General features: G+C 72.5%; 17 protein-coding genes and 1 rRNA gene. 7 read left to right on the forward strand and 11 right to left on the reverse strand.

What is annotated here, in order from left to right:
- Positions 1 to 535: 535 nt before the first annotated feature.
- The 6 genes from P696_RS0115980 (at position 536) to P696_RS0116005 (ending at position 8587) form a co-directional block, all read left to right on the forward strand.
- Complete coding sequence (locus P696_RS0115980) at positions 536 to 1972, forward strand: GuaB1 family IMP dehydrogenase-related protein (protein WP_026413128.1); 1437 nt, start codon at positions 536 to 538, stop codon at positions 1970 to 1972.
- A 915-nt stretch (positions 1973 to 2887) separates the two neighbouring features.
- Positions 2888 to 4363 (forward strand): LCP family protein, encoded by a 1476-nt coding sequence (locus tag P696_RS45865; protein WP_051467707.1) that lies wholly within the window; start codon positions 2888 to 2890, stop codon positions 4361 to 4363.
- Between the two features lie 19 nt (positions 4364 to 4382).
- Positions 4383 to 4886 carry a hypothetical protein gene (locus P696_RS45870; RefSeq protein ID WP_051467709.1) on the forward strand — a complete coding sequence of 168 codons (504 nt, stop codon included), beginning with the start codon at positions 4383 to 4385 and terminating at the stop codon, positions 4884 to 4886.
- A gap of 13 nt (positions 4887 to 4899) precedes the next feature.
- Positions 4900 to 5961, forward strand: a complete 1062-nt coding sequence (locus tag P696_RS0115995; protein ID WP_026413129.1) for an enolase C-terminal domain-like protein — start codon at positions 4900 to 4902, stop codon at positions 5959 to 5961.
- A complete protein-coding gene (locus tag P696_RS0116000; RefSeq protein ID WP_026413130.1) occupies positions 5958 to 6536 on the forward strand; it encodes a P-loop nucleotide/nucleoside kinase family protein in 579 nt (192 codons plus the stop codon). The genes P696_RS0115995 and P696_RS0116000 overlap by 4 nt, the downstream gene beginning before the upstream one ends.
- Positions 6537 to 6589: 53 nt before the next feature.
- The gene (locus tag P696_RS0116005; protein ID WP_157429729.1) at positions 6590 to 8587 is read left to right on the forward strand and encodes an ATP-binding protein; all 1998 of its coding nucleotides are present in this window, start codon (positions 6590 to 6592) and stop codon (positions 8585 to 8587) included.
- A 37-nt stretch (positions 8588 to 8624) separates the two neighbouring features.
- Here the strand turns inward: P696_RS0116005 and P696_RS0116010 are convergent, their stop codons facing one another.
- From P696_RS0116010 to P696_RS0116025, 4 genes are read right to left on the reverse strand one after another with little or no spacing between them, the layout of a single operon-like run.
- Complete coding sequence (locus P696_RS0116010; protein ID WP_026413132.1) at positions 8625 to 9779, reverse strand: acyl-CoA dehydrogenase family protein; 1155 nt, start codon at positions 9777 to 9779, stop codon at positions 8625 to 8627.
- Positions 9776 to 11770 (reverse strand): acetyl/propionyl/methylcrotonyl-CoA carboxylase subunit alpha, encoded by a 1995-nt coding sequence (locus P696_RS45875; RefSeq protein ID WP_051467735.1) that lies wholly within the window; start codon positions 11768 to 11770, stop codon positions 9776 to 9778. The genes P696_RS0116010 and P696_RS45875 overlap by 4 nt, the downstream gene beginning before the upstream one ends.
- A 2-nt stretch (positions 11771 to 11772) precedes the next feature.
- Positions 11773 to 13308 (reverse strand): acyl-CoA carboxylase subunit beta, encoded by a 1536-nt coding sequence (locus tag P696_RS0116020; protein WP_157429737.1) that lies wholly within the window; start codon positions 13306 to 13308, stop codon positions 11773 to 11775.
- A 56-nt stretch (positions 13309 to 13364) separates the two neighbouring features.
- Positions 13365 to 15098: an acyclic terpene utilization AtuA family protein gene (locus tag P696_RS0116025; protein ID WP_026413134.1), complete on the reverse strand. Its 1734-nt coding sequence runs from the start codon at positions 15096 to 15098 to the stop codon at positions 13365 to 13367.
- A gap of 114 nt (positions 15099 to 15212) precedes the next feature.
- On the opposite strand from P696_RS0116025, the gene P696_RS0116030 reads away from it, so the two are divergent.
- Positions 15213 to 15821, forward strand: coding sequence for a TetR/AcrR family transcriptional regulator (locus tag P696_RS0116030; protein ID WP_026413135.1), 609 nt, complete (start codon positions 15213 to 15215; stop codon positions 15819 to 15821).
- A 188-nt stretch (positions 15822 to 16009) separates the two neighbouring features.
- Here the strand turns inward: P696_RS0116030 and P696_RS0116035 are convergent, their stop codons facing one another.
- The 7 genes from P696_RS0116035 to rrf form a co-directional block, all read right to left on the reverse strand.
- On the reverse strand, positions 16010 to 16420 hold the full coding sequence (locus tag P696_RS0116035; protein WP_026413136.1) for a VOC family protein: 411 nt from the start codon (positions 16418 to 16420) through the stop codon (positions 16010 to 16012).
- A 78-nt stretch (positions 16421 to 16498) separates the two neighbouring features.
- Positions 16499 to 16957, reverse strand: coding sequence for a hypothetical protein (locus P696_RS0116040; protein WP_026413137.1), 459 nt, complete (start codon positions 16955 to 16957; stop codon positions 16499 to 16501).
- 94 nt (positions 16958 to 17051) lie between these two features.
- Entirely contained in the window at positions 17052 to 17720 is a 669-nt protein-coding gene (locus P696_RS0116045) for a class I SAM-dependent methyltransferase (RefSeq protein ID WP_026413138.1), read from the reverse strand.
- 138 nt (positions 17721 to 17858) lie between these two features.
- The gene (locus P696_RS52485) at positions 17859 to 18854 is read right to left on the reverse strand and encodes a hypothetical protein (RefSeq protein WP_157429730.1); all 996 of its coding nucleotides are present in this window, start codon (positions 18852 to 18854) and stop codon (positions 17859 to 17861) included.
- A gap of 86 nt (positions 18855 to 18940) precedes the next feature.
- Complete coding sequence (locus tag P696_RS0116055; RefSeq protein ID WP_026413139.1) at positions 18941 to 20164, reverse strand: MFS transporter; 1224 nt, start codon at positions 20162 to 20164, stop codon at positions 18941 to 18943.
- 258 nt (positions 20165 to 20422) lie between these two features.
- The gene (locus P696_RS0116060; protein ID WP_026413140.1) at positions 20423 to 21136 is read right to left on the reverse strand and encodes an MBL fold metallo-hydrolase; all 714 of its coding nucleotides are present in this window, start codon (positions 21134 to 21136) and stop codon (positions 20423 to 20425) included.
- A 295-nt stretch (positions 21137 to 21431) separates the two neighbouring features.
- Positions 21432 to 21548 (reverse strand): 5S ribosomal RNA (gene rrf, locus P696_RS0116065).
- Between the last annotated feature and the right edge of the window lie 136 nt (positions 21549 to 21684).

The raw sequence follows: 21684 nt of genomic DNA on the forward strand, positions 1-21684 counted from the left end.
CCGTCGAAGCGTCGGCGTACGGGCCGGACGGCGACGAATGCGGTGCTGGATAGGGGCGCACGGCAACGCAACGCGTTGCGGCGGACCACGCGGATCCCGGCGGACGACCCGGGCGCGGGTCCCGCACGGACGTGGCGATCGTCACTCCCGCCCCGGCGGCGGGCAGGCCGGACCGGGGCCACGGGCGTCACCGACATGCGCACTCCCGGCCTTCCGCTGCGACGCCTCCTACGGGGGACCGGCCGTCCGCGCGAGGCTATGTAAGAAAAGTGCATCGAGTGCGCAAGAACGTCAAGAGGTGACTTCACGGAGAGCAAAGTCGAGCAAGCTCCCGGTCAAGGGGGTGTCCGCGCTGGTAGAGGCGGATTTCAGGGCGATCGTTCCGACCCGCGGATGATCACCTTCCGGCCAGGGTTTCATCACCGTCCGAGAGCCCGTCGTCCAGTTCGTGAGCTTGGTTCGGGCATGACCGGGTATGCCGCACAATGTACGGTGGCCCAGCCACTCAGAACCACGATTGGTGTGTAGAAGAGCCGTGCGCCTGCTGAACGGTGAGCGACCCGCTCACGATCTCACCTACAACGACGTCTTCATGGTCCCGCGCCGCTCGTCGGTCGGTTCCCGGCTCGAGGTGGACCTGTCGACCCGGGACGGCAGCGGGACGACCGTGCCGCTCGTCGTGGCGAACATGACGGCCGTCTCGGGCCGCCGGATGGCCGAGACGATCGCCCGCCGCGGCGGCATCGCGGTGATCCCGCAGGACATCCCGGTGGACGTGGTGGCCGAGGTGATCTCCTGGGTGAAGGGCCGTGACCTGGTCATGGACACTCCGATCACGCTGGCCCCCACCGACACCGCCGGGGAGGCCCTCGCGCTGCTGCCCAAGCGGGCGCACGGCGCGGTGGTCGTGGTCGAGGACGGCCGTCCGGTCGGCGTGGTGACCGAGGCCGACTGCCAGGGCGTCGACCGGTTCGCCAACCTGCGCGACATCATGTCCAGCGACCTGGTGACGCTCCCGGCGGGCCTCGACCCGCGCGAGGCGTTCGAGCGGTTGCACGCGCACGGCCACCGGCTCGCCCCGGTGGTGGACGGCGACGGCCGCCTGGTCGGCGTGCTGACCCGCACGGGCGCGCTGCGCGCCACCCTGTACGCCCCCGCCGTGGACGCGTCCGGACGGCTCCGGATCGCGGCGGCGGTCGGCGTGAACGGCGACGTGGCGGGCAAGGCCAAGGCGCTGCTGGAGGCCGGGGCCGACCTGCTCGTCGTGGACACCGCGCACGGCCACCAGGACAAGATGATCAGCGCGCTGCGCGCGGTGCGCGGGCTCGACCCGCACGTTCCGGTCGCCGCGGGCAACGTGGTCACCGCCGACGGCACCCGCGACCTGATCGAGGCGGGCGCGGACATCGTGAAGGTCGGCGTCGGCCCGGGCGCGATGTGCACGACCCGGATGATGACCGGCGTGGGCCGCCCGCAGTTCTCGGCCGTCCTGGAGTGCGCGGCCGAGGCGCGCCGCCTGGGCCGCCACGTCTGGGCGGACGGCGGCGTCCGGCACCCGCGCGACGTGGCCCTGGCGCTCGCCGCCGGCGCGTCCAACGTGATGGTCGGCTCCTGGTTCGCCGGGACCTACGAGTCCCCCGGCGACCTCCAGCGCGCCGCGGATGGACGCCAGTACAAGGAGAGCTTCGGCATGGCGTCGGCGCGGGCCGTCCGGCTGCGCACCGCCGAGGACTCGGCGTTCGACCGGGCCCGCAAGGCGCTGTTCGAGGAGGGCATCTCCACCTCCCGGATGTTCCTGGACCCGCAGCGTCCCGGCGTGGAGGACCTGGTCGACTCGATCGTCGCGGGCCTGCGCAGCTCCTGCACCTACGCGGGCGCGCGGACGCTGGAGGAGTTCCACGAGAACGCGCTGGTGGGCGTCCAGTCGTCCTCGGGCTACGCCGAGGGCATGCCGCTCGCCACCTCCTGGTAGCCGCCTCCGCGACCACCTGCCCGACGGACCTCGCCGCCGGGCTCCCGACACCGCCGGTGCCCTGGGAGCCCGGCGGTTCCGCATTTTCGGACCCCGGCGCTCACGCGGCGCTCGGCTTACGGGATTGTGCGACACGCCGGGGGCAATGCGCCGCCCCGCCCGCGCTGAGCTGCACCCTTTCTCCTCGGGGACGGAGATCCCCGGTCTCCGGAGGGCAGGCACGTGATCAAAATTCGGGCACGACCTCGCTCCCGGAGACGCGCGACGACCGCAAAGTGCCTATTGTAGGCAAGAGTTGCACGTGACGAAGTACTGCTCGTATTCGGACGACTACTCCCGCAACCTCTGCTCGGTTTTGCGCGTCCTGAATGTTGTTCAGTGCCTGGATTGAGCGCGTAGGGAAGTGGAGCGTCCATGACGAGTCGACCGGCGAGGCGGCGCCGCCGGACCACGGAGCCGGACGCGGAAACGACCCCGGACGCGGAAACGAGCCCCGACGGGGACGCGGCACCGGGCGCAGGCGAGGGGCCTGCCCCGGACGCGACAGCCGACGCGGACACGGCACTGGACGCGGACGTCCCACCCGCCGCGGAGGAACCCGACACGGGCACGACGCCCAACGCGGATCTGAAGGCCAACTCGGACGCGGCATCGGACACGAGCGCGATGCCCGACGCGGACGCGGCACTCGAAGCAGACGCGGCAGCCGAGGCGGATGTGACGCCAGGCCCGGCGGCACCCGGCACAGGCGTGAGGCCCGGCCCGGAAGCGACGCCCGAAGCGGACGCGGCGTCCGGAGCGGGTGGGACGGTTGAGAAGGGCTCGGGGTCCGGGGGGGCGGCGGGGCGGTCTCGTTCCGAAGGGGGGCTTCTCCGGGCGCTGGGGCTCACGCTGGCGTCGACGCTGGTCTGGGGGGTGGCGCACCTCTGCACGGGCCGCCGGAAGCTGGGCGCGGCGCTGACGGTGCTGTTCCTCGCGGCGGTGGCCGCGCTGGCCGCCTGGTACCTGGTCTACCGGCCGGACCTGCTGCACCTGGCGGTGCGGCCGAACCTGCTGCAGGCCGTCGCGGGCGGCATGCTGCTCGTCGGCCTGGCCTGGCTGTGCGTGATCATCCGCTCGTACCAGATCACCCGTCCGGGCGGGATGTCCATCCCGATGCGGGGCGTCGGCGCGATCGTGGTCGCGGCGCTGTGCTTCGGCGTGGCCGTCCCGATCTCGTGGGCCGCGCACACCACCTACGTGGCGCGTTCCACGCTCACCAGCATCTTCCACGCGGGCGGCACGAACGGCGCCAAGCAGATCGACACCAAGGACCCGTGGGACGGGCAGTCCCGGGTGAACGTGCTTCTGCTCGGCAGCGACTCGGCCTACGACCGCGAGGGCACCCGCACCGACTCGATGACGGTCGCGAGCGTCGACACCCGCACCGGCGAGACCGTCCTGCTGGGCGTCCCGCGGAACCTGGAGCACTTCCAGATGCCGCCCGGCCCGGCGCGCGACCGCTTCCCCGACGGCTTCACCGGGGACGGCCCGGAGACGCCCGGCCTGCTCAACGAGGTCTTCCAGTACGCCGAGGACCACCCGGACATGGTGCCGGGGGTGGCCAAGAACCACCGCGGCCCGACGCTGCTGAAGCAGACCATCGAGGGCATCCTCCACCAGCGCGTCGACTACTACATCATGGTCGACATGTTCGGCTTCGCCGACATCGTGGACGCGGTGGGCGGCGTCAAGGTCAAGATCACCCAGCCGATCCCGTACGGCCGGGACGGCGGGGTGCTCCAGCCCGGTGAGCGCACCCTGCACGGCAAGGAGGCGCTCTGGTACGGGCGCTCCCGCACCGACAGCGACGACTACGCGCGGATGGGCCGCCAGAAGTGCCTGCTGCGGTCGATCGCCCGGCAGGCCGACCCGGCGACCGTGCTGACCCGGTTCGACAAGCTGGCCGCGGCGACCAAGCGGGCGATCTCCACCGACATCCCGCAGGAGCTGCTGCCCTCGCTGGTGAAGCTGTCGGAGAAGGTGAAGGACGGCGCGCAGATCAGCACGCTGGCCTTCGTCCCGCCGCTGATCTACACCGGGAACCCCGACTTCGCGCTGATCCGGCGGCTGGCGGCGAAGGCGTTGAGCCCGTCGCCGACGCCCTCCCCCACGGCCTCGGGCTCGGGCTCGGGTCCGGCGACGCCGCCCGTGGCCGGGACCCCGTCGGGGTCTGCGTCCGGGTCCGGCCGTCCGGTGGGATCGCCGACCGGGAGTCCGTCGGAGAGTCCGTCCGAGTCGCCCTCGGAGAGCCCGTCGGAGACGCCGTCCGGGGACGGCTCGCCGAGCACCGGCGCGCCCGGCCAGGACCGGGCCAAGCCGATCTCGCTCGACTCGCTGTGCCCGTCCTGAAACGGGGAACACTGCGGGTGTGAGGGCGGTGCACCGCCTCCGGCGGGTCGTGAACTGGGTGAACCTGTCGACGCCGCTCGGGCTGCTCCTGGCCCGGGTCGGCACCCGGCCCCGCGCGGTCCCGGCGCGGGGCCCGGAGGGGCTGCTGCTGGCGGGCGGGTACCGGCTGCCGCTGCCGGTGGCGGGCGCGTTCACGATGGGCAACGTGATCCTGGCGCGCGGGGACGTGACGGAGCTGACCGGTGATCCGGCGCTGCTGGCGCACGAGGCGCGGCACGCCACGCAGTACGCCTGGTGCCTGGGCCCGCTGATGCTGGCGCCGTACCTGGCGTGCGCGGGCGCGTCGCTCGTGTGGTGCGGTGATCCGGCGAGCTACAACCCGTTCGAGCGGCTGGCGGGGCTCGCGGACGGCGGATACGTGCGCCGCCCCCCCGCGTCCGGTGTTCCGGTGGCTGCCCGGCGGCCGGTGACCGCCGCGGCCCCGGCAGGGTGGATCATGGTGGGGACGGTTCGACGAGCGTGAGGACGGGTGCGGCGTGCCCCAGATCGAGGGCTGTGAGACCTTCCGGGTCGCGATGCCGCGGGCCCGGCGGCCGGAGAGCATCCTGGTCCGGCTGACCGGGGTGGACGGCACGGTGGGCTGGGGCGAGGTCGCGGTGCCCGAGGAGGCGGCGGGCGCGGGCCCGGCGTGGGCCGACATCGCCGAGCGGATGGCGCCGGGGCTGATCGGACTGCCGTGGGAGCGTCCGGAGGACGTCTCGGCGGTCGCCGAGCTCGGCACCAGCGGCGCCGCCGCCGCGGTGGACACCGCGTGCTGGGACCTGTGGTGCCGGGGCCGGGGAGAGCCCCTGGCGCACGCGCTCGGGGGCACCCGCACCTCGATCGTGACCGCGGCGCGGATCTCGCCCGAGCCGGTCCTGGACACGGTCGTGGGACGGGTGAACCGGGCGGTCGGCGCGGGCCACACGCGCGTGACGGTGGAGATCCGCCCGGGCTGGGACGTGGAGCCGGTCCGGGAGATCCGGGCGGCGTACCCGGCGCTGGCGCTGGTGGCCGACGCGCGGCACGGCTACACCGAGTCCTCCGCGCACCTGGACGCGCTCGCGGCGCTGGACGGCTACGACGTGACGGCGGTCGAGCGGCCCTTCGCGGCGGACGACCTCGCCGCGCACGCCCGCCTGCAGGGCCGGGTCGACTCGGCGGTCGCGCCGGAGATCGGCGACCTGGACACCCTGGAGGCCGCGGTCGACCTCGGCGCGGGCCGGGCGCTGAACCTGCGGATCGGCCGGTTCGGCGGGCTGACGGCGGCGCGGGCGGCGCACGACCGGGCGTACGCGTCGGGCTGGGACGTGTGGTGCACCGGGGCGGGCGCGTTCGGGATCGGGCAGGCCGCCGCGGTGGCGCTGGCGTCCCTGCCGGGCGTGACGCTGCCGAGCGAGGTGACCGACCCGGCGGGCGGCCCGGTGTTCGTGACGCCGCCGGTCCGGTCGTCCGGCGGGGTGGTCGGGGTCCCGCTCACCCAGCCCGGCCTGGGCCACCGGATCGACGAGGAGGCCATCGCCCGCCTGGCCCGCGAGCGCCTCCGCCTCCCCGCATGACCCCCGTCCCGGGCCGTCCGGGGACGGTGTGGGTGGTGGCCGGGCCGCCCGGCGGGGGGAAGAGCACGGTCGCGGGCCTGCTGCTCGCCCGGCTGCGCCCCGTCCCGGCGCTGCTGGACAAGGACACGCTCTACGGCCCGTTCGTCGCCGCGACGCTCGCCGTGGCCGGACGTGATCCGGGCGAGCGCGAGGGCCCCTGGTACGACGAGCACGTCAAGGCCCACGAGTACGAGGGGCTGACGGCGACGGCGCGGGAGATCCGCTCCCACGGCTGCCCGGTGCTGCTCAGCGGCCCGTTCACCGGCCAGATCCGCTCTCCGGAGCGGTGGGAGGCGTGGGTGGACGAGCTGGGCGGTCCGCCCGTCCGGCTGGTGTGGATCAGGTCGGATCCGGCGACGCTGCGGCACCGGCTGGAGGCGCGCGGGCTGGAGCGCGACGCGGGGAAGCTGGCCGCGTTCCGCGCGTTCACCGAGCGGATGCGTCCGGAGGAGCCGCCGCCCGTGCCGCACGACGAGATCGACAACCGGCTCGGCGCGCCCGCTCCGCTGGCCGATCAGATCGCGCGGATCACCTGATCAGGATCGATCCGGCGGCCCGAGCCGACGGCGGCGAACGCTAGGGTCATTCTGTGACAGTTCGGGGGAATCTCACACCAGGCGGGGGGACGTCGGGGCGCGGCTCACGGGGGTGGCCGAACCTCGCCGACGTCGGGGTGCCGTTGCTGCTCGTCCCGCCGCAGCTCGGCGTGCCCGCGCTGATGACGCTGTCGGACGACTTCCTGGTGCCCCGCGACCGGCCCGGCTGGATCGCCCTGTCCTTACTGACCCTGCTGCTGGACACCGCGCTGGTCTTCCGGCGCGTCCGGCCGCTGACCGTGATCCTGGTGGTCGTGCTCGGCGGCGACGCGGGCCTGATCCTGGTCCACGCCCAGGAGGCGCCCGTCACCGACATCGCCCTGTGGGTCGGGGTGTTCTCGCTGGCGGCGCACAGCGGGCGGTGGCGGGCCGTCACCGGGTGCGCGGCGGTGTACGTCGTGCACGAGGCGGCGACGGCGCTGCGGGCCGACAGCCTGGGCGACTGGACGCTGGACGTCTCGGTCGACGCCCTGAGCCTGCTGGCGCTCACGGCGCTCGGCCAGCTGCGGAGGCAGCGCCGGGCGCGGCGGGCCGAGCTCGCCGAGCAGCTGGAGGCGGCCGAGCGCGAGCACCACGCCGCCACCGCCGCCGAGCGCGAGCGGCTGGCCCGCGACCTGCACGACGTGGCGGGCCACCACCTGAGCGCGGTGGTCGTGCACAGCGGCGCGGTGGCCGCGATCCCGGACCCGGCGCTGGCCGTCCGGGCGCTGGAGGCCGCCGCCGACACCGGACGCGACGTCCTCGCGGCCCTGGCCCGCCTGGTGGACGAGGTCGAGCCGGACGAGCGGGCGGGCGAGGGCCTGCCGGCGCTGCTGCCGCCCCTGTGCGAGGGGATCCGGCGGCTCGGGACCCCGGTCGCGCTGGACGTCGAGGGCCGGGCGCGCAGGCTTCCCCCGCAGGTGGTGACAGCGGCGTACCGGGTCGTCCAGGAGTCGCTGACGAACGCGATGCGGTACGCGTCCGGGGCGCCGGTGGAGGTGGCCGTCCGGTACGTGCCGGGCGCGGTGCAGGTCGACGTCGGCAACGGCGTCCCGGAGGTCGAGGGGTACGTGCCGCCGCTCGGGACCGGACGGGGCATCGCCGGAATGCGGTCCCGGGCCCTGGCGCTCGGCGGGACGCTGGAGGCGGGCCCGGCCGAGGGCGGCGGCTGGCGGGTCCGGGCCGTGCTGCCCACGAGCGCCCCGGACGGCCGGAGGCACGGCTGGCCCGACGTCGTGGACGGCATCCTGATCGCCCAGTCGGTGCTGCTACCAGGGCTGGTCGCGTTCGTCCCGCCGGAGCCGGTGCTGCCCGGCTGGGGGATGTGGTCGGGCGCGGTGCTGGTCGTGGCGTTCCTGGTGCGGGCGCTGCCGCTGTGGTGGCGGCGCCACGCGCCCTATGCCGTCCTGGCCTGGACGACCGGGTTCGACGTCGTCTGGTCCTGCACGGCCGGGACCACGCGGGCCGCCATGACGGGCCTGCTGCTCGTCGGCGGGACGACGCTGATCAGCGCCGTGTACGCGGTCGCCGCCTACTCCCGGCGCGGCGTCCCGGCCTGGCCCGCGCCGTTCCTCGCGGCGCTGGCCTGGGCCGCGACGGTCGGAGCCGGGTTCGCCCGGCTCAACGGGACCTCGGCGCTGCCCTCGGGCCTGCTCATCGGCTACGGCCTCGGACTGGGGTTCTTCCTGCCCGCCTGGATCATCGGCAAGGCGGTGGCGACCCGCGGGCGCCGCTGGGAGCACGCGGCGCTGGAGACCATGGCGGCCCGCGCGGGCGCGGCCGTCACCGCGGAGCGGCACCGCGTCTCGCAGGGGCTGCGCGGCACCGTCCTGGACCGGACGGCCCGGTTCGTCCGGGTGGCCGAGGACGCCCTCGCCGACCCGGACGCCGACCGCTCCGCCGCGCTCACGGAGGTCGCCGAGCACGCGCGCGCCGCCCTCACCGACATGCGCGCGCTCCTGGACGCCCTCCGCCCGCGCCCGGACGCCGCCACCGAGCCCGCGCCCTCCTAGCCGTTCAGGTCCACGGGTCGGAGGGCGGGCCCGTCGATCAGTAGGACTTGGGCAGGCCCAGGGAGTGCTGCGCGACGAAGTTGAGGATCATCTCGCGGCTGACCGGGGCGATGCGCATGAGCCGGACGACCCCGGCGAGCATCCCGACGCCGTACTCGGTGGTGAGGCCGTTGCCGCCGTGCGTCTGGATGGCCGTGTCGACGCAGTGGATCGCGGCCTCGGCGGTGGCGTACTTGGCCATGTTCGCGGCCTCGCCCGCGCCCAGGTCGTCGCCCTCGTCGTACAGCCAGGCGGCCTTCTGGCCCATGAGCCGGGCGAGCTCCAGTTCGATCTTGGCCTGCGCGAGCGGGTGCGCGAGCCCCTGGTGCGCGCCGATCGGCGTCTTGAACACCTGCCGCTCGTTGGCGTAGGCGGTCGCCTTGCCGAGGGCGAGGCGGCCGATGCCCGCGCCCATCGCGGACGCCATGATCCGCTCGGGGTTGAGCCCGGCGAACAGCTGGAGCAGCCCGCCGTCCTCGTCGCCGACGAGCGCCTCGTAGGGCAGCCGGACGTCGTCCAGGTGGCAGATGAACTGCTTCTCCGGGGAGACGATCTCCATCTCGATCGGGGTGAAGGTGAAGCCCGGCGCGTCGGTCGGGACGATGAACAGCGACGGCCGCAGGTTGCCCTTCTGGTCCTGCGTACGGCTGACGAACAGGACGGCGTCGGCCTCGTCCACACCGGAGATGAAGGTCTTCTGGCCGGACAGGACCCAGCCGTCGCCGTCCCGGCGCGCGGTCGTGGTGATCCGGTGCGAGTTGGACCCGGCGTCCGGCTCGGTGATCGCGAACGCCATCTTCACCGAGCCGTCGGCGAACCGCGGCAGCCAGTGCTTCTTCTGCCCCTCGGTGCCGGACCGGGCGATGATCGTGGCGCAGATCGCCGGGGACACCACCATCAGCAGCAGCGGGCATCCGGCGGCGGCGAGCTCCTCGCAGACGGCCGCGAGGTCGCCGATGCCGCCGCCCCCGCCGCCGTACTCCTCCGGCACGTTGACGCCGAGGTAGCCGAGCCGTCCGGCCTCGGCCCACAGCTCGTCGGTCTTCTCCCCTGCCTTGGCCTTGCGGACGTAGTAGTCCGGCCCGTACTTCGCGCCCAGCTCGGCGACCGCCGCGCGCAGCGCGCGGCGCTCCTCGGACTCGATGAAGCTCACTTGTCGGGGGTCCCTTCGGAGATCACGGCGGGGGCCGCGGTGGACGTCGTGGCGGGGTCGGAGATCACGGCGAGGACCGATCCGGCCTCGACCTGCTGTCCTTGCGTCACGTTGAGGGCGGTCACGGTCCCGGCGGCGGGCGCGGCGATCCGGTGCTCCATCTTCATCGCCTCGAGGATGAGCAGCGTCTGACCGTTGGTGACGTCCGCGCCCTCCCGGGCCTCGACGCGGACGACGGTGCCGGGCATGGGCGCGAGCAGCGACCCGGGCGCGACGAGGTCGCTCGGGTCGGCGAAGCGCGGCTCGGGCGTGAGCGCGAGGGGGCCGAGCGTGGAGTCGACGAAGACGCGTCCGCCCGCCGCGCGCACGTCGAACGCGTGCCGGACGCCGTCGACGTCCAGGACGACCCGTTCGGGCGACGCGTCGACCAGGGCGATGCCGTCCCCTGCGAGCAGGCCGTCCCGTGTGAACCGGTACTCGACGTCGATCCCGCCGTCGTACGTCCTGCGCTGCGGCTGGGACGGGAGGTTCCGCCACCCCGACGGCAGCCCGCCCAGGACGCGGGCGCTCGCGCGGTTCGCGGCGGCGCCCGCGAGCGCGGCGGCCAGCGCCGAGAGCTTCACGGCGCGCTCGTCCGCCAGGGGTTCGGCGAGCGTCGCGAGGCCGATCTCGTCCAGGTAGCCGGTGTGGGTGTCCCCGGCGAGGAAGGTCTTCTCGCCGAGCACCCGGACGAGCAGGTCCCGGTTCGTCGTGACGCCGTGCAGGCGGGCCGCCGACAGCGCCTTGCGGAGCCTGCGCGCGGCGGCGGCGCGGGTCGGCGCGTACGCGATGAGCTTCGCGAGCATCGGATCGTAGTGGACGCCGACCTCGCCGCCCGTCTCGTACCCGGCGTCCAGGCGCAGCCCGCCGTCGCCGGGGACGGTGAACCGGGCGTCCACGTCCGGGACGTCGAAGGCGTGCAGGACGCCGCTCGCGGGGCGCCAGTCGAGCGCCGGGTCCTCGGCGTAGAGCCGGACCTCGATCGCGTGCCCGGACGGCGCGGGAGGCTCGTCCGGCAGCCGGGCGCCCTCGGCGACCTCCAGTTGCAGCCGGACGAGGTCCAGCCCGTACACGCACTCGGTCACCGGATGCTCGACCTGCAACCGGGTGTTGACCTCGAGGAAGAAGAACCGGCCGTCCGGCGCGAGCATGAACTCGACGGTGCCCGCCCCGACGTACTCGATCGCCTTGGCCGCGTTCACCGCCGCCGCGCACAGCTCGGCGCGCAGCGCGGGTCTCACCGCCGGGGACGGCGCCTCCTCGACGATCTTCTGGTGCCGGCGCTGGATCGAGCACTCCCGCTCGCCCAGCGCCCAGACCGTGCCGTGCGCGTCCGCGAGGATCTGCACCTCGATGTGGCGGGCGCGCTCGAGCAGCGGCTCGCAGAACACCGTCGCGTCGCCGAACGCCGAGGCCGCCTCGCGTCCGGCCGCCGCGACCTGCTCGACCATCTCGGCCGGGTCGCGGACGACGCGCATGCCTCGTCCGCCGCCGCCCGCCGACGCCTTCACCAGGATCGGCAGGTCAGCCCCGGTCACCTCGGCCGGGTCGAGCTCGGGCAGCACCGGCACCCCGGCCGCCGCCATCAGCCGCTTCGCCTCGATCTTGGAGCCCATCGCCGCGACCGCCGCCGGGGGCGGCCCGACCCACGTCAGCCCCGCCGCGAGGACGGCGCGCGCGAAGTCGGCGTTCTCCGACAGGAACCCGTAGCCGGGGTGGACGGCGTCCGCGCCCGTCGCCTTCGCCGCCTCGATGATCTTGTCGGCGCGCAGGTAGGTGGCGGACGGCGCGTCCCCCGGGAGCCGGACGGCCTCGTCCGCCTCCCGGACGTGCGGGGCGCCGGAGTCGGCGTCGGAGAACACCGCGACGGTCGCGACGCCCAGGTCGCGGCAGGTGCGGAGGACGCGGCGGGCGATCTCGCCGCGGTTGGCGACCAGCAGTTTCTCGATCATCATCACATCCGGAAGACGCCGTAGCCGTCCGCGCCGCGCACGGGGGCGTTGTGGACCACCGACAGGCACAGGCCGAGGACGGTGCGGGTGTCGCGCGGGTCGATGACCCCGTCGTCGTACAGCCGCCCGGACAGGAAGAACGGCAGCGACTCGGCCTCGATCTGCGCCTCGACCAGCTCCCGCATCCCCCGGTCCTGGTCCTCGTCGTAGGCCTGGCCGCGCGCCTCGGCGGCGGCGCGCGCGACGATCGACAGGACACCGGCGAGCTGCTGCGGCCCCATCACCGCCGACTTGGCGCTCGGCCAGGTGAACAGGAAGCGCGGGTCGTAGGCCCGCCCGCACATGCCGTAGTTCCCGGCCCCGTAGGACGCGCCCATCACGACGGTCAGGTGCGGGACCTTCGAGTTCGCGACCGCGTTGATCATCAGGGCGCCGTGCTTGATGATCCCGGCCTGCTCGTACTCCGCGCCGACCATGTAGCCGGTCGTGTTGTGCAGGAACAGCAGGGGCGTGTCCGCCTGGTTCGCCAGCTGGATGAACTGCGCCGCCTTCTGCGCCTCCGCGCCGAACAGCACGCCCTGCGCGTTCGCGAGGATCCCGATCGGGTACCCGTGCAGCCGCGCCCAGCCGGTGACCAGGCTCGCCCCGTACAGGGGCTTGAACTCGTCGAAGTCCGAGCCGTCCACGATCCGCGCGATCACCTCGCGCGGGTCGAACGGGACCTTCAGGTCCTCCGGGACGATCCCGGCGAGCTCCTCCGCGTCGTACAGCGGCTCCTCCACGGGGCCGGACGGCCCCGGGCCGAGCTTGCGGTGGTTGAGCCGTTTGACGATCCGCCGTCCGAGGCGCAGCGCGTCGTGCTCGTCCACGGCCATGTAGTCGGCGAGGCCGGACGTCCGCGCGTGCATCTCCGCGCCGCCGAGCGACTCGTCGTCCGACTCCTCACCGGTCGCCATCTTCACCAGGGGCGGCCCGCCGAGGAACACCTTCGCGCGTTCCTTCACCATGACGGTGTAGTCGCACATGCCCGGGATGTACGCGCCGCCCGCGGTGGAGTTGCCGAACACCAGCGCGATCGTCGGGACCCCCGCGGCCGACAGCCGGGTCAGGTCGCGGAACATCCGCCCGCCCGGGATGAAGATCTCCTTCTGCGTCGGCAGGTCCGCGCCGCCGGACTCGACCAGGTTGATCACCGGCAGCCGGTTCTCCAGCGCGATGTCGGACGCCCGGAAGCTCTTCTTCACCGTCCACGGATTGCTGGACCCGCCGCGGACGGTCGGGTCGTTCGCCACGATCAGGCACTCGACGCCCTCCACGACGCCAATGCCGGTGACGACGGACGCGCCGACCGGGAAGTCGCTCCCCCACGCGGCGAGGGGGCTCAGCTCCAGGAACGGCGAGTCGGGGTCGAGCAGCAGCTCGATCCGCTCCCGCGCGAGCAGCTTCCCGCGCCTGCGGTGCCGCTGCACGTACTTGTCGCCGCCGCCCGCCAGGGCCTTGGCGTGCTCGGCGTCCAGCTCGGCGAGCTTGCCGAGCATCGCCGCCCTGCGCTCCCGGTACTCGGGGCTGGCGGCGTCCAGTGTGCTTCTGAGGGTCAAAGGACGGCCTCCGGGACGATGACGGATCGGGACCGCAGCCACTCCCCGAGGGCCTTGCCCTGCGGATCGAACCGGGTCGAGGCGGACACGCCGTCCTGCAGCAGTCCTTCGATCACGAAGTTCACCGCCCGCAGGTTCGGCAGTTCGTGCCGGACGACGCGATGCTGCTTGGTCTCCGGCAGGAGTTCTTGCAGGCGCGCTTCGGTGAGGAATCCGCTGAGCCAGGCGAACTGCGCGTCCGTCCGGACCCAGACGCCGATGTTGGCGTCGCCGCCCTTGTCGCCGCTGCGCGCACCGGCGATCTCTCCGAGGGGCATCCTCTTCCCGACCTCCGGCTGGGCTTGGGGCGCCTGGGGTGTGACGTTATCCACAGGTGGGGCGACGGCTTCCGCCGCAACCGCTGGAACGACGACCTGGGTGCCGTCAGGCAGGACGGCCAGGTGCTCGACCTCCTCGTTCGGAACGAACGCGGGCCGGTACACGCCGTACGGGCTGCCCTTCCCCGGCGGCGAGGTCATCGTGAACCCGGGATACCCCGCCAAAGCCAACTCGACGGCCGCGTTGCTGAAGGCCCGACCAACCTTCTCCGGATCCGCATCGAGGACGGCGCACCGCAACAACGCCGTCGCCTCCCCCAGCGTCTCCGGGTCCGCCTTCGCCGCGCCGATCATCGTCCACTCGACGCGCCGCGGACGGTTCGCCCCCATCGCCGCGTCCATCTGCGCGCGCACGAAAGCGCCCTTGGCCTCGACGTCCAGTCCCGTCAGGACGAACGTCATCTCGTTCCGATGCCCGCCCAGGTGGTTGAGGCACACCTTCGTGGTCGGAGGCGGCGGCGTCCCTCGCACTCCACTGATCCGGACGCGGTCGGCCCCGTCGTCCGCGAGCTCGATCGTGTCGAAGTGCGTGATCACATCAGGCCCCGCATAAGCAGGCGCGCCGATCTCGTAGAGCAGCTGTGCGGTGACGGTCCCGACCGTCACCGCACCGCCGGTCCCGTCGTGTTTGGTGATGACGCTCGACCCGTCGGCGTGGATCTCGGCAATCGGAAACCCCGCCGCACGCACCGGGCCCGAGGCTTCAACATCGAGGATTTCCTGGAAGAAGGCGTAGTTCCCGCCCGTGGCCTGTGCCCCGCACTCCAGGACGTGCCCGGCCACGGTCGCACCGGCGAGCGCGTCCCAGTCGTCGCGCGCCCAGCCGAAATGCGCGGCGGACGGCCCGACCACGAGCGACGCGTCCGTGACCCGCCCGGTCACCACGACGTCCGCGCCCGCCTTCAGGCACTCCGCGATCCCCCAGGCGCCGAGGTAGGCGTTGGCGGTGAGCGGCTGTCCGTACCGCTCGTCCCGCAGGCCGAGCTCCTGCGCGCGCGGGAGCAGATCGTCCCCGTGGACGTAGCCGACCTTCACGTCCAGCCCGAGCCGCTCCGCCAGCTCGCCCAGGCGCTCCGCCAGTCCGCGCGGGTTCAGGCCGCCCGCGTTCGTCACGAGCTTCACACCGCGCTGGACGGCGAGCCCGAGCGCGTCCTCCATCTGCCGGAGGAAGGTCGTCGCGTACCCGCCGCCCGGGTCCTTCAGCCTCGACCGGCCGAGGATCAGCATGGTCAGCTCGGCCAGGTAGTCCCCGGTGAGGACGTCCAGCGGGCCGTCCTCCAGCATCTCCCGGACGGCGCTGAACCGGTCGCCGTAGAAGCCCGAGGCGTTCCCGACGCGCAGCGGTCGACTCATGTCCCGCACCCTGCCAGCCCGGCACGATAAAATCAATCGCGCTTGATTGTTTTCTCCGCGCGTGTACGGTTCTGACCGGCCGCCACCGACCTCCGCACCACCCGATGGGAGACCATGACCACCCGGGCCGTCCCCCGCGAACCCCGCCAGGACCGCAGCCGCGCCACGCGCCGCCGCCTCCTGGAGGCCGCCGTCGAATGCCTGGCCTCGGTCGGCTGGGCCGGGACGACCGTGACCGTCGTCGCCGAACGCGCCGGGGTGTCCCGGGGCGCCGCCCAGCACCACTTCCGCACCCGCGAGGAGCTCGTCACGGCCGCCGTCGAGTACGGCACCGAGGTCCGCATGGACCGGATGCGCGCCCGCCTCGACGAGCTCGCGGGCCGACGCCCCGACACGCTCGAGGTGGTGACCCTCCTCGGCGAGATGTACTCCAGCCCGCTGTTCAAGGCCGCCCTGCAACTGTGGGTCGCGGCCAGCTCGGACGACCAGCTGCGCGCCCAGGTCGTCCCCCTGGAGGCCCGCTTCGGCCGCGAGGCGCACCGCCTGACCGTCGAAGCCCTCGGCGCGGACGAGTCGGTCCCCGGCGTCCGGGAGACCGTCCAGGCCACCCTCGACCTGGTCCGCGGCCTCGGCCTGGCCGACCTGCTCACCGACGACTCGGCCCGCCGCACCCGCCTGCTCCACCAATGGGCCGCAACCCTGGACGCCGCCCTCGCCCGCTGACCCCCAGAACCGCTAGGCCCAGCCGAGGGGAACCACCAGCCCGTTCGTCCGTGCCGGGGTCGGCCGCTATGAGATCGTCACCGTCGCCCCCGGACGCGTCCACGAAACGCTGAAGCCCCTCCTCGATGACACCGAGGAAGGGCTTCACCCGCTGTAGAGCAGACGACCTCAGGCCGCCGTCGCCGCCTCTACTCGCTCTTGGGCCAGGTCGGACCCTCGTCCGTCCAGACGACGCCCCGGTTGCGGCACAGGCAGAAGGGGTGGCCGATCGGGTCGGTGTAGATCCGCCAGCCGTAGCCCTCGGCGTTGATGAAGTCCTGCCGCAGCGTCGCGCCGAGGTCGAGGACGCGGCGCTGCTCGGCCTCGATGTCGTCCACTTCGAAGTCGAGGTGGAACTGCTTGGGGTGCTCGCTGTCGGGCCACTGCGGAGCGCGGTAGTCGTCCACGCGGATGAAGGCCAGCTCGATCTCGCCGAACTTGATCCCGGCCCAGTTCTCGTGGCTGTCGCCCTTGACCGGACGGCCCGTCACCTCGGAGTAGAAGGCGGCCAGCTTCATGGTGTCCGGGCAGTCGATGATGAAGTCGGTGAGTCGAAGCATGCCGCGATCCTTCCACAAACTCACAGCAAAACGGACACGGCCCCCAGGCGTCAGGCCCAGGTCGTGACCAGGCCCCAGCTAAGCACCCGGCCGGTACTCGATCTTCTCGAAGGGCCAGTCCGAGGCCAGCCAGGCCGCCACGGCCTGATGCAGCGGGCCGTCCAGCTCGGCGCTCGCCGCTCGCACCCACGAGCGGACGTCCGTCACGCCCTCGGCCGAACGCGACGGGTAGATGTACAGACAACCGATGACCACACCGGCGTCGTCGAGCACCGTGTAGGTGAATCCGGACCGGTTCTCGAAGTCGCGCGCGTGGCGCTCCAGGTCCTTCAGGTTCGCGGCCGGGCTCATGCCGTCCCGGGGCGGCCAGGACCCCTCCTCGAAGCCGGGAGTGGCACGGATGTGCTCGATGCTCGACGTCCAGGCCACATGGTCGGAGTCGTTGTGTTCCGGACCGAGGGGCGTCAGGCGGAACCCGTCCCCGGCGAGGCCCAGGGGGACGACGAGATCATCGGGAACGAACGGCTTCTCCTGCATGCCCAGATGTTAGCGATCACACCCGGCGCCCGAGCCCCTCGGCCTCCGACGATCCAGCCGCCCCCCCCAGCCGTTCGAGGGCGCGGCCCGGCCCCTAGCCGAGCGGCCTCGCGACGACCCAGGTGAGGTCGTCGGTGAGGAACCCGTCGAGCCGCAGCCCGGCCTTCGCCAGGACGTGGGGGAGCTCGTCGTCGTCGAGCCGCCGCGTGGTGAAGGTGTGGGTCCAGGCGCGGTCCCCCGAGCCGTACTCCAGGGTCGCCGTGACCGTGTCCGGGCCCACCCGCTCGACCTGGCTCAACCGGGTGTGGACGCCACTTTGGCTCGTCCACTCCCGGGGGACCTCGTCGAACATCCCGGTCGGCTCACGCTGGATCAGCACCCGCCCGCCGGGGCTCACATGCCGCCCGCACGACGCCAGCAGCGCGTCCCGGTCGCCATAGTTGACCAGGAACGACATCAGCAGGACGCAGTCGAACCGCTCGTCCAGCGCGAGCTCCTCGATGCCGCTGAGGACCGTCCTGATCCCGGACGGGATGTGCGCGAGCATGTCCGCCGACGCGTCCACGGCCGTCACCGGATGGCCGCGCGCCACGAGCGGGACCGTGACCCGGCCCGTCCCCGATCCGAGTTCGAGGACGGACGCGCCGTCCGGCAACGCCTCGTGCACCAGCGAAGCGCTCGCCTCGTCCGCGGGCGCCGTCAGGTAGTACTCGACGGCCGAGCCGTCCTCCGCGATCGGACCGGGACCGGTTCCATGCGCCATACCGACTCCTCTCACCAGGACCCGCGACCGCCACGCGACGCCACGGGCCGGGACCCGCCGGACGCGCCTAGCCGCGCCCGGCCGCAACCCACCCATCCTGATCCGCCCGCCCCTCAAGATCCACTCCGTCGGGCGTCCTCATTTCCCCCAGGCGTCGAAGAAGGAGACCGACGGCGGCGCGAAGCGAGGCCCATCGAGCCACATCCGCTGGCTCCCCACTCTCACGACCCCGGGAGCCGCCTCCTGGAGCGCGCGTGCCGCCCCCGCGGGGATGGCGTTCCCCGTGACATCAAGCCCGCGCAGACCGCCGAACGCGGACCAGCGCTCCCGAAGCCGCGACGCCCCGGACGCGTCCAGCACCCCGAACAGCAGCCCCAGGAACTCCAACCGCCCGACCAGCGCGCCGTCAGCGAGCTGATCGACCAGCGCGCCGTCCAGATCACTCACCAGCGTCAGCCGACGAAGTCCCTCGAACCCCGGTCCGTTCAGCAGCGGGTCCAGGTCCCGCGCAGAACCACCCCAGCCGTACTCGTAACGCCCGAGCCACAGCTCGAGCGACTCGAGCCTCGGAAACGCACTCGTCCCCAGCGCGGACACCACGGCGGGATTCATCGCCTCGTCACGCAGCACCAGCCGCCGCAGATGCGCCATCTCCCGGAACGGGGGCGGGGGCTCGTCGCCGAAAACGTCGTGCGGCACGCTGATGTCGTTGCACTGGACGACCAGCTCACGAAGAGACGGCACCGCCCTGAGCATCGCTTCGAGAGGCACCGACAACCGCCAGGACGAACCGTCGCGTGCCATGTCCTCCGGAATGTGATCGCCCCGCCCAGAACCCGGAAAGGTCAGGGCGCCCACTCCAAGACGGCCAACCTCCGGCCGATGAGCTGCAAGGACGTCCACAACCGAACTCAACGACCCGTGATGGACCCGGCTCGTCGTCACGAGAAGCTCCGAAAGGGCCTTCCCCGGGTTCGCGCGCAACCATCCGTCGAGCGCCGCCGCGCAATGCTCCTCGTTGACCTCGTGACCGTTCACGAGACCACGCCGGCCGCACTCCAGCGTGAGGTGCAGCTCCGCGTCCGAGCCACGGTCGTCGACATAGAGCACGTGGTCACACGCGGCCGAGTTCATCACGAAAGCCTAGCCAGATGATCAGGAAGCAACCCGACGAACACCGCCACCCGTCCCCGGCCTCCGGACCACCCGCCGTCAGGCCATCAGGCCGTCGCCGACTCGAGCCGCACCCGCGCGACGTTCTCACGACGCCGCGCCCACCGGACGGCGGCAGGAGCGGCAAGGCCCGTCACCGCGAACATGGCCCCCACCACGTACCACCCGGGACGCCCCCACGTGATGCACAGGGAGATGAGCAGGCTCGGCCCGAACGCCTCGGCCAGCCCCGCCCCCAGCCCGAAGACCCCCAGGTACTGCCCGGTGGCGTGCTCGGGAGCGAGCGCGAACGACACCTCGAACCCCGCCGCGGAGTGCCACAGCTCCCCCAGCGTGTGAACGATCACGCCTCCCACCAGCAGCGTCGCCGCGCCCCATGCCGGAACCCCCGCCGCCAGCGAGATCAGCGTGCACGAGACCAGGAACGCCACCCCGGCCCGCCGGTAGGCGCCCCCGCCCGCCATGGGCGAGTCGATGCCCCGGCTCGCCCGCACCTGGAGGCCCACCACGATGACCGTGTTGGCGATCATGGTCCCCGCGATCAGCCAGTGCGGCGCCGACGTCGCCGCCACCAGCCACAGCGGCAGCGCCACGGTCAGCACCTTGAACTGGACGGCCATGACCCCGTCCAACGCCGTGAGAACCAGATAGGGCCGATCCCGCAACGCGCCCCACCTCGGCCCCTCGGCCACCGGCTGCGGCTTCACCGAAGGAAGCAGGACCAGCGGAGCCGCCGCCAGCACGTTCGCCACCGCCAGCCCGAGAACGAGCATCTGGTACGCCGACGTCGTGCCGACCATGACGATCCAGCCCGCCAGCACCGCTCCGAGCGAGATCCCCACGTTCGTCACCGCGCGCAGATAGGCACGGAACTCCTGGGGCCGCTCCCCGCCGAACCGCCGGATCAGCGGACTGCGCGCCGCCAGTCCCGCCGCCTGCGCACCGGTCGCGACGCACACCACCAGGACGAACGGCCAGAACCCGTCCACCAGCGTGAACGAAGCCGCCGCCAGCCCCCGCACGACCAGGGTCCCCGCATACACGCCACGCGCCCCGACCCGGTCCGCGAGATGCCCCACCGCGATGCCGACCACCAGCGAGACCAGCCCCGCGATCCCGAGGCCGAGCCCCACCCGTCCCGCCGGCAGCCCCACAGCCTCGGTGAAGTACAGCACCCCGGCGGTCAAGTACAGACCGCTACCCAACGTGTAGAGGAAGTTCGAGACCGCGATGACACGCTGCGGCGCGCTCTCGGGCAGCAGATGAGGCACAGGGGGCTCCGCACTCCGGACGACCGTCACGAACCCCTACAGCTTGTTGCAAACTATTCGCAATTACAACCCCACCGCACCAAGAGCCTGGTCGCCGCTCCACCGCCAACGCGCCCAAGACTCAGCCGCCCAGAGCGATCGGTCGTCTCATCCCGGACGGGCGAGGGCGGCCCCCGAGTGGACACACCAACGAAGGCGCACCACCGACCGTCCCGACACCGGATCAAGCCCGCCCTGTCCGGCGCCTGATGCCGAACGTCAGGCAGCGCCCTTCTTGACCGCCTCGCTCACCTCGGCCGGCGACGTCCGCCAGGGGGCACCGTGCCCGGGAAGCACCCACGACGCCGACAGCTCGGCGATCCGGTCGAGCGAAGACAGCGCCATCTCCGGGTCGTCGGTGAAGGGCGCGGGCTGCGGCCCCTCACGACCCGTGAGGACGTGCCGCGTCGTCAGGGCATCGCCGACGAAGAGCGCGTCGGCGATCGGAACGTGCACCGCCACGCTCCCCGGCGAGTGCCCCGGCATTCCGATGATCACCGGGGTGCCCGGCAGGTCCAGGACGTCGCCCTCGCTGATCTCGGTGACCTCGCTGATGTAACGCGTGCGCATGCCGTTCTTCCGGATCGAGTACCCGAAGAATCCCAGCGTCGGCCCGACCCGCATGGAACCGAACGGCGTCTTGGGCTTCTCCCCCGTCCGCGCGCGGACCGAGTCGGCGGCGTGCACGAACACCGGCACACCATGCTCGCTCCGCAGGCGCTCGGCGAAACCGATGTGGTCGGAGTCGCCGTGGGTCAGGATGAGCCCGCGGATGTCGTCAACGGACTTGCCGAGCGAGCCGAGTTCACTCTGCAGATCTCCCCAGTGGCCGGGCAGACCCGCGTCGATGAGCGTGATGCCCTCGTCGGTGTCGACGAGATAGCACGCCACGATGTCGTTGCCAAGACGATGCAGATGCGGTGCAAGTTTCACGGATTCCTCCAACAGGCTCCAACAACGTCGGAAGCCATGAAATTAGCCCACGTGACGCACGTCAATAGCCCTTCATCCTCGAAACACGAACGATACCGCTCCCCAAGGTCACCCCGCCCGACAGGAACGTCACCGCAGCGAGATCCCACCCTGTTGAGGCCGGGAACCAACCCAGAGCCACCGCCCGCCCATCCCCCAAACTCCCCTGATAAGGAAAAAGGCCCCGCCACAAGTGGCGGGGCCCATAAAAAGAAGTGAGGCCCCGCCATTTCTGGCGGGGCCTCACCCAATATATGTCCGGCGGTGTCCTACTCTCCCACACAGTCTCCCATGCAGTACCATCGGCGCTGAGGGGCTTAACTACCGGGTTCGGGATGGGACCGGGTGTTTCCCCCTCGCCATAACCACCGAACGATCAACGCACAACCCTGAAACACCGGGTTGGCAAGTCTCGTTCGAGCCGTCAAGCTCGGATATTCACTTTATAGCGGTACCCAGTTGTTTTCTGGGAACCACACAGGGACGCGAATCATCTCGTGTTTCTTGCA

Origin of the sequence: Actinomadura oligospora ATCC 43269 (genome assembly GCF_000518265.1) — a bacterium.
Lineage (GTDB): Bacteria > Actinomycetota > Actinomycetes > Streptosporangiales > Streptosporangiaceae > Spirillospora > Spirillospora oligospora.

Excerpts from the sequence above, each read along its gene's own strand:
- P696_RS45875 (WP_051467735.1), bottom strand. The coding sequence starts at position 11,770 with ATGATCGAGAAACTGCTGGTCGCCAACCGCGGCGAGATCGCCCGCCGC.
- P696_RS0116000 (WP_026413130.1), top strand. The coding sequence starts at position 5,958 with ATGACCCCCGTCCCGGGCCGTCCGGGGACGGTGTGGGTGGTGGCCGGG.
- P696_RS0116035 (WP_026413136.1), bottom strand. The coding sequence starts at position 16,420 with ATGCTTCGACTCACCGACTTCATCATCGACTGCCCGGACACCATGAAG.
- P696_RS0116030 (WP_026413135.1), top strand. The coding sequence starts at position 15,213 with ATGACCACCCGGGCCGTCCCCCGCGAACCCCGCCAGGACCGCAGCCGC.
- P696_RS0116045 (WP_026413138.1), bottom strand. The coding sequence starts at position 17,720 with ATGGCGCATGGAACCGGTCCCGGTCCGATCGCGGAGGACGGCTCGGCC.
- P696_RS0116020 (WP_157429737.1), bottom strand. The coding sequence starts at position 13,308 with ATGCTCGGCAAGCTCGCCGAGCTGGACGCCGAGCACGCCAAGGCCCTG.
- P696_RS0116040 (WP_026413137.1), bottom strand. The coding sequence starts at position 16,957 with ATGCAGGAGAAGCCGTTCGTTCCCGATGATCTCGTCGTCCCCCTGGGC.
- P696_RS0116025 (WP_026413134.1), bottom strand. The coding sequence starts at position 15,098 with ATGAGTCGACCGCTGCGCGTCGGGAACGCCTCGGGCTTCTACGGCGAC.
- P696_RS52485 (WP_157429730.1), bottom strand. The coding sequence starts at position 18,854 with ATGAACTCGGCCGCGTGTGACCACGTGCTCTATGTCGACGACCGTGGC.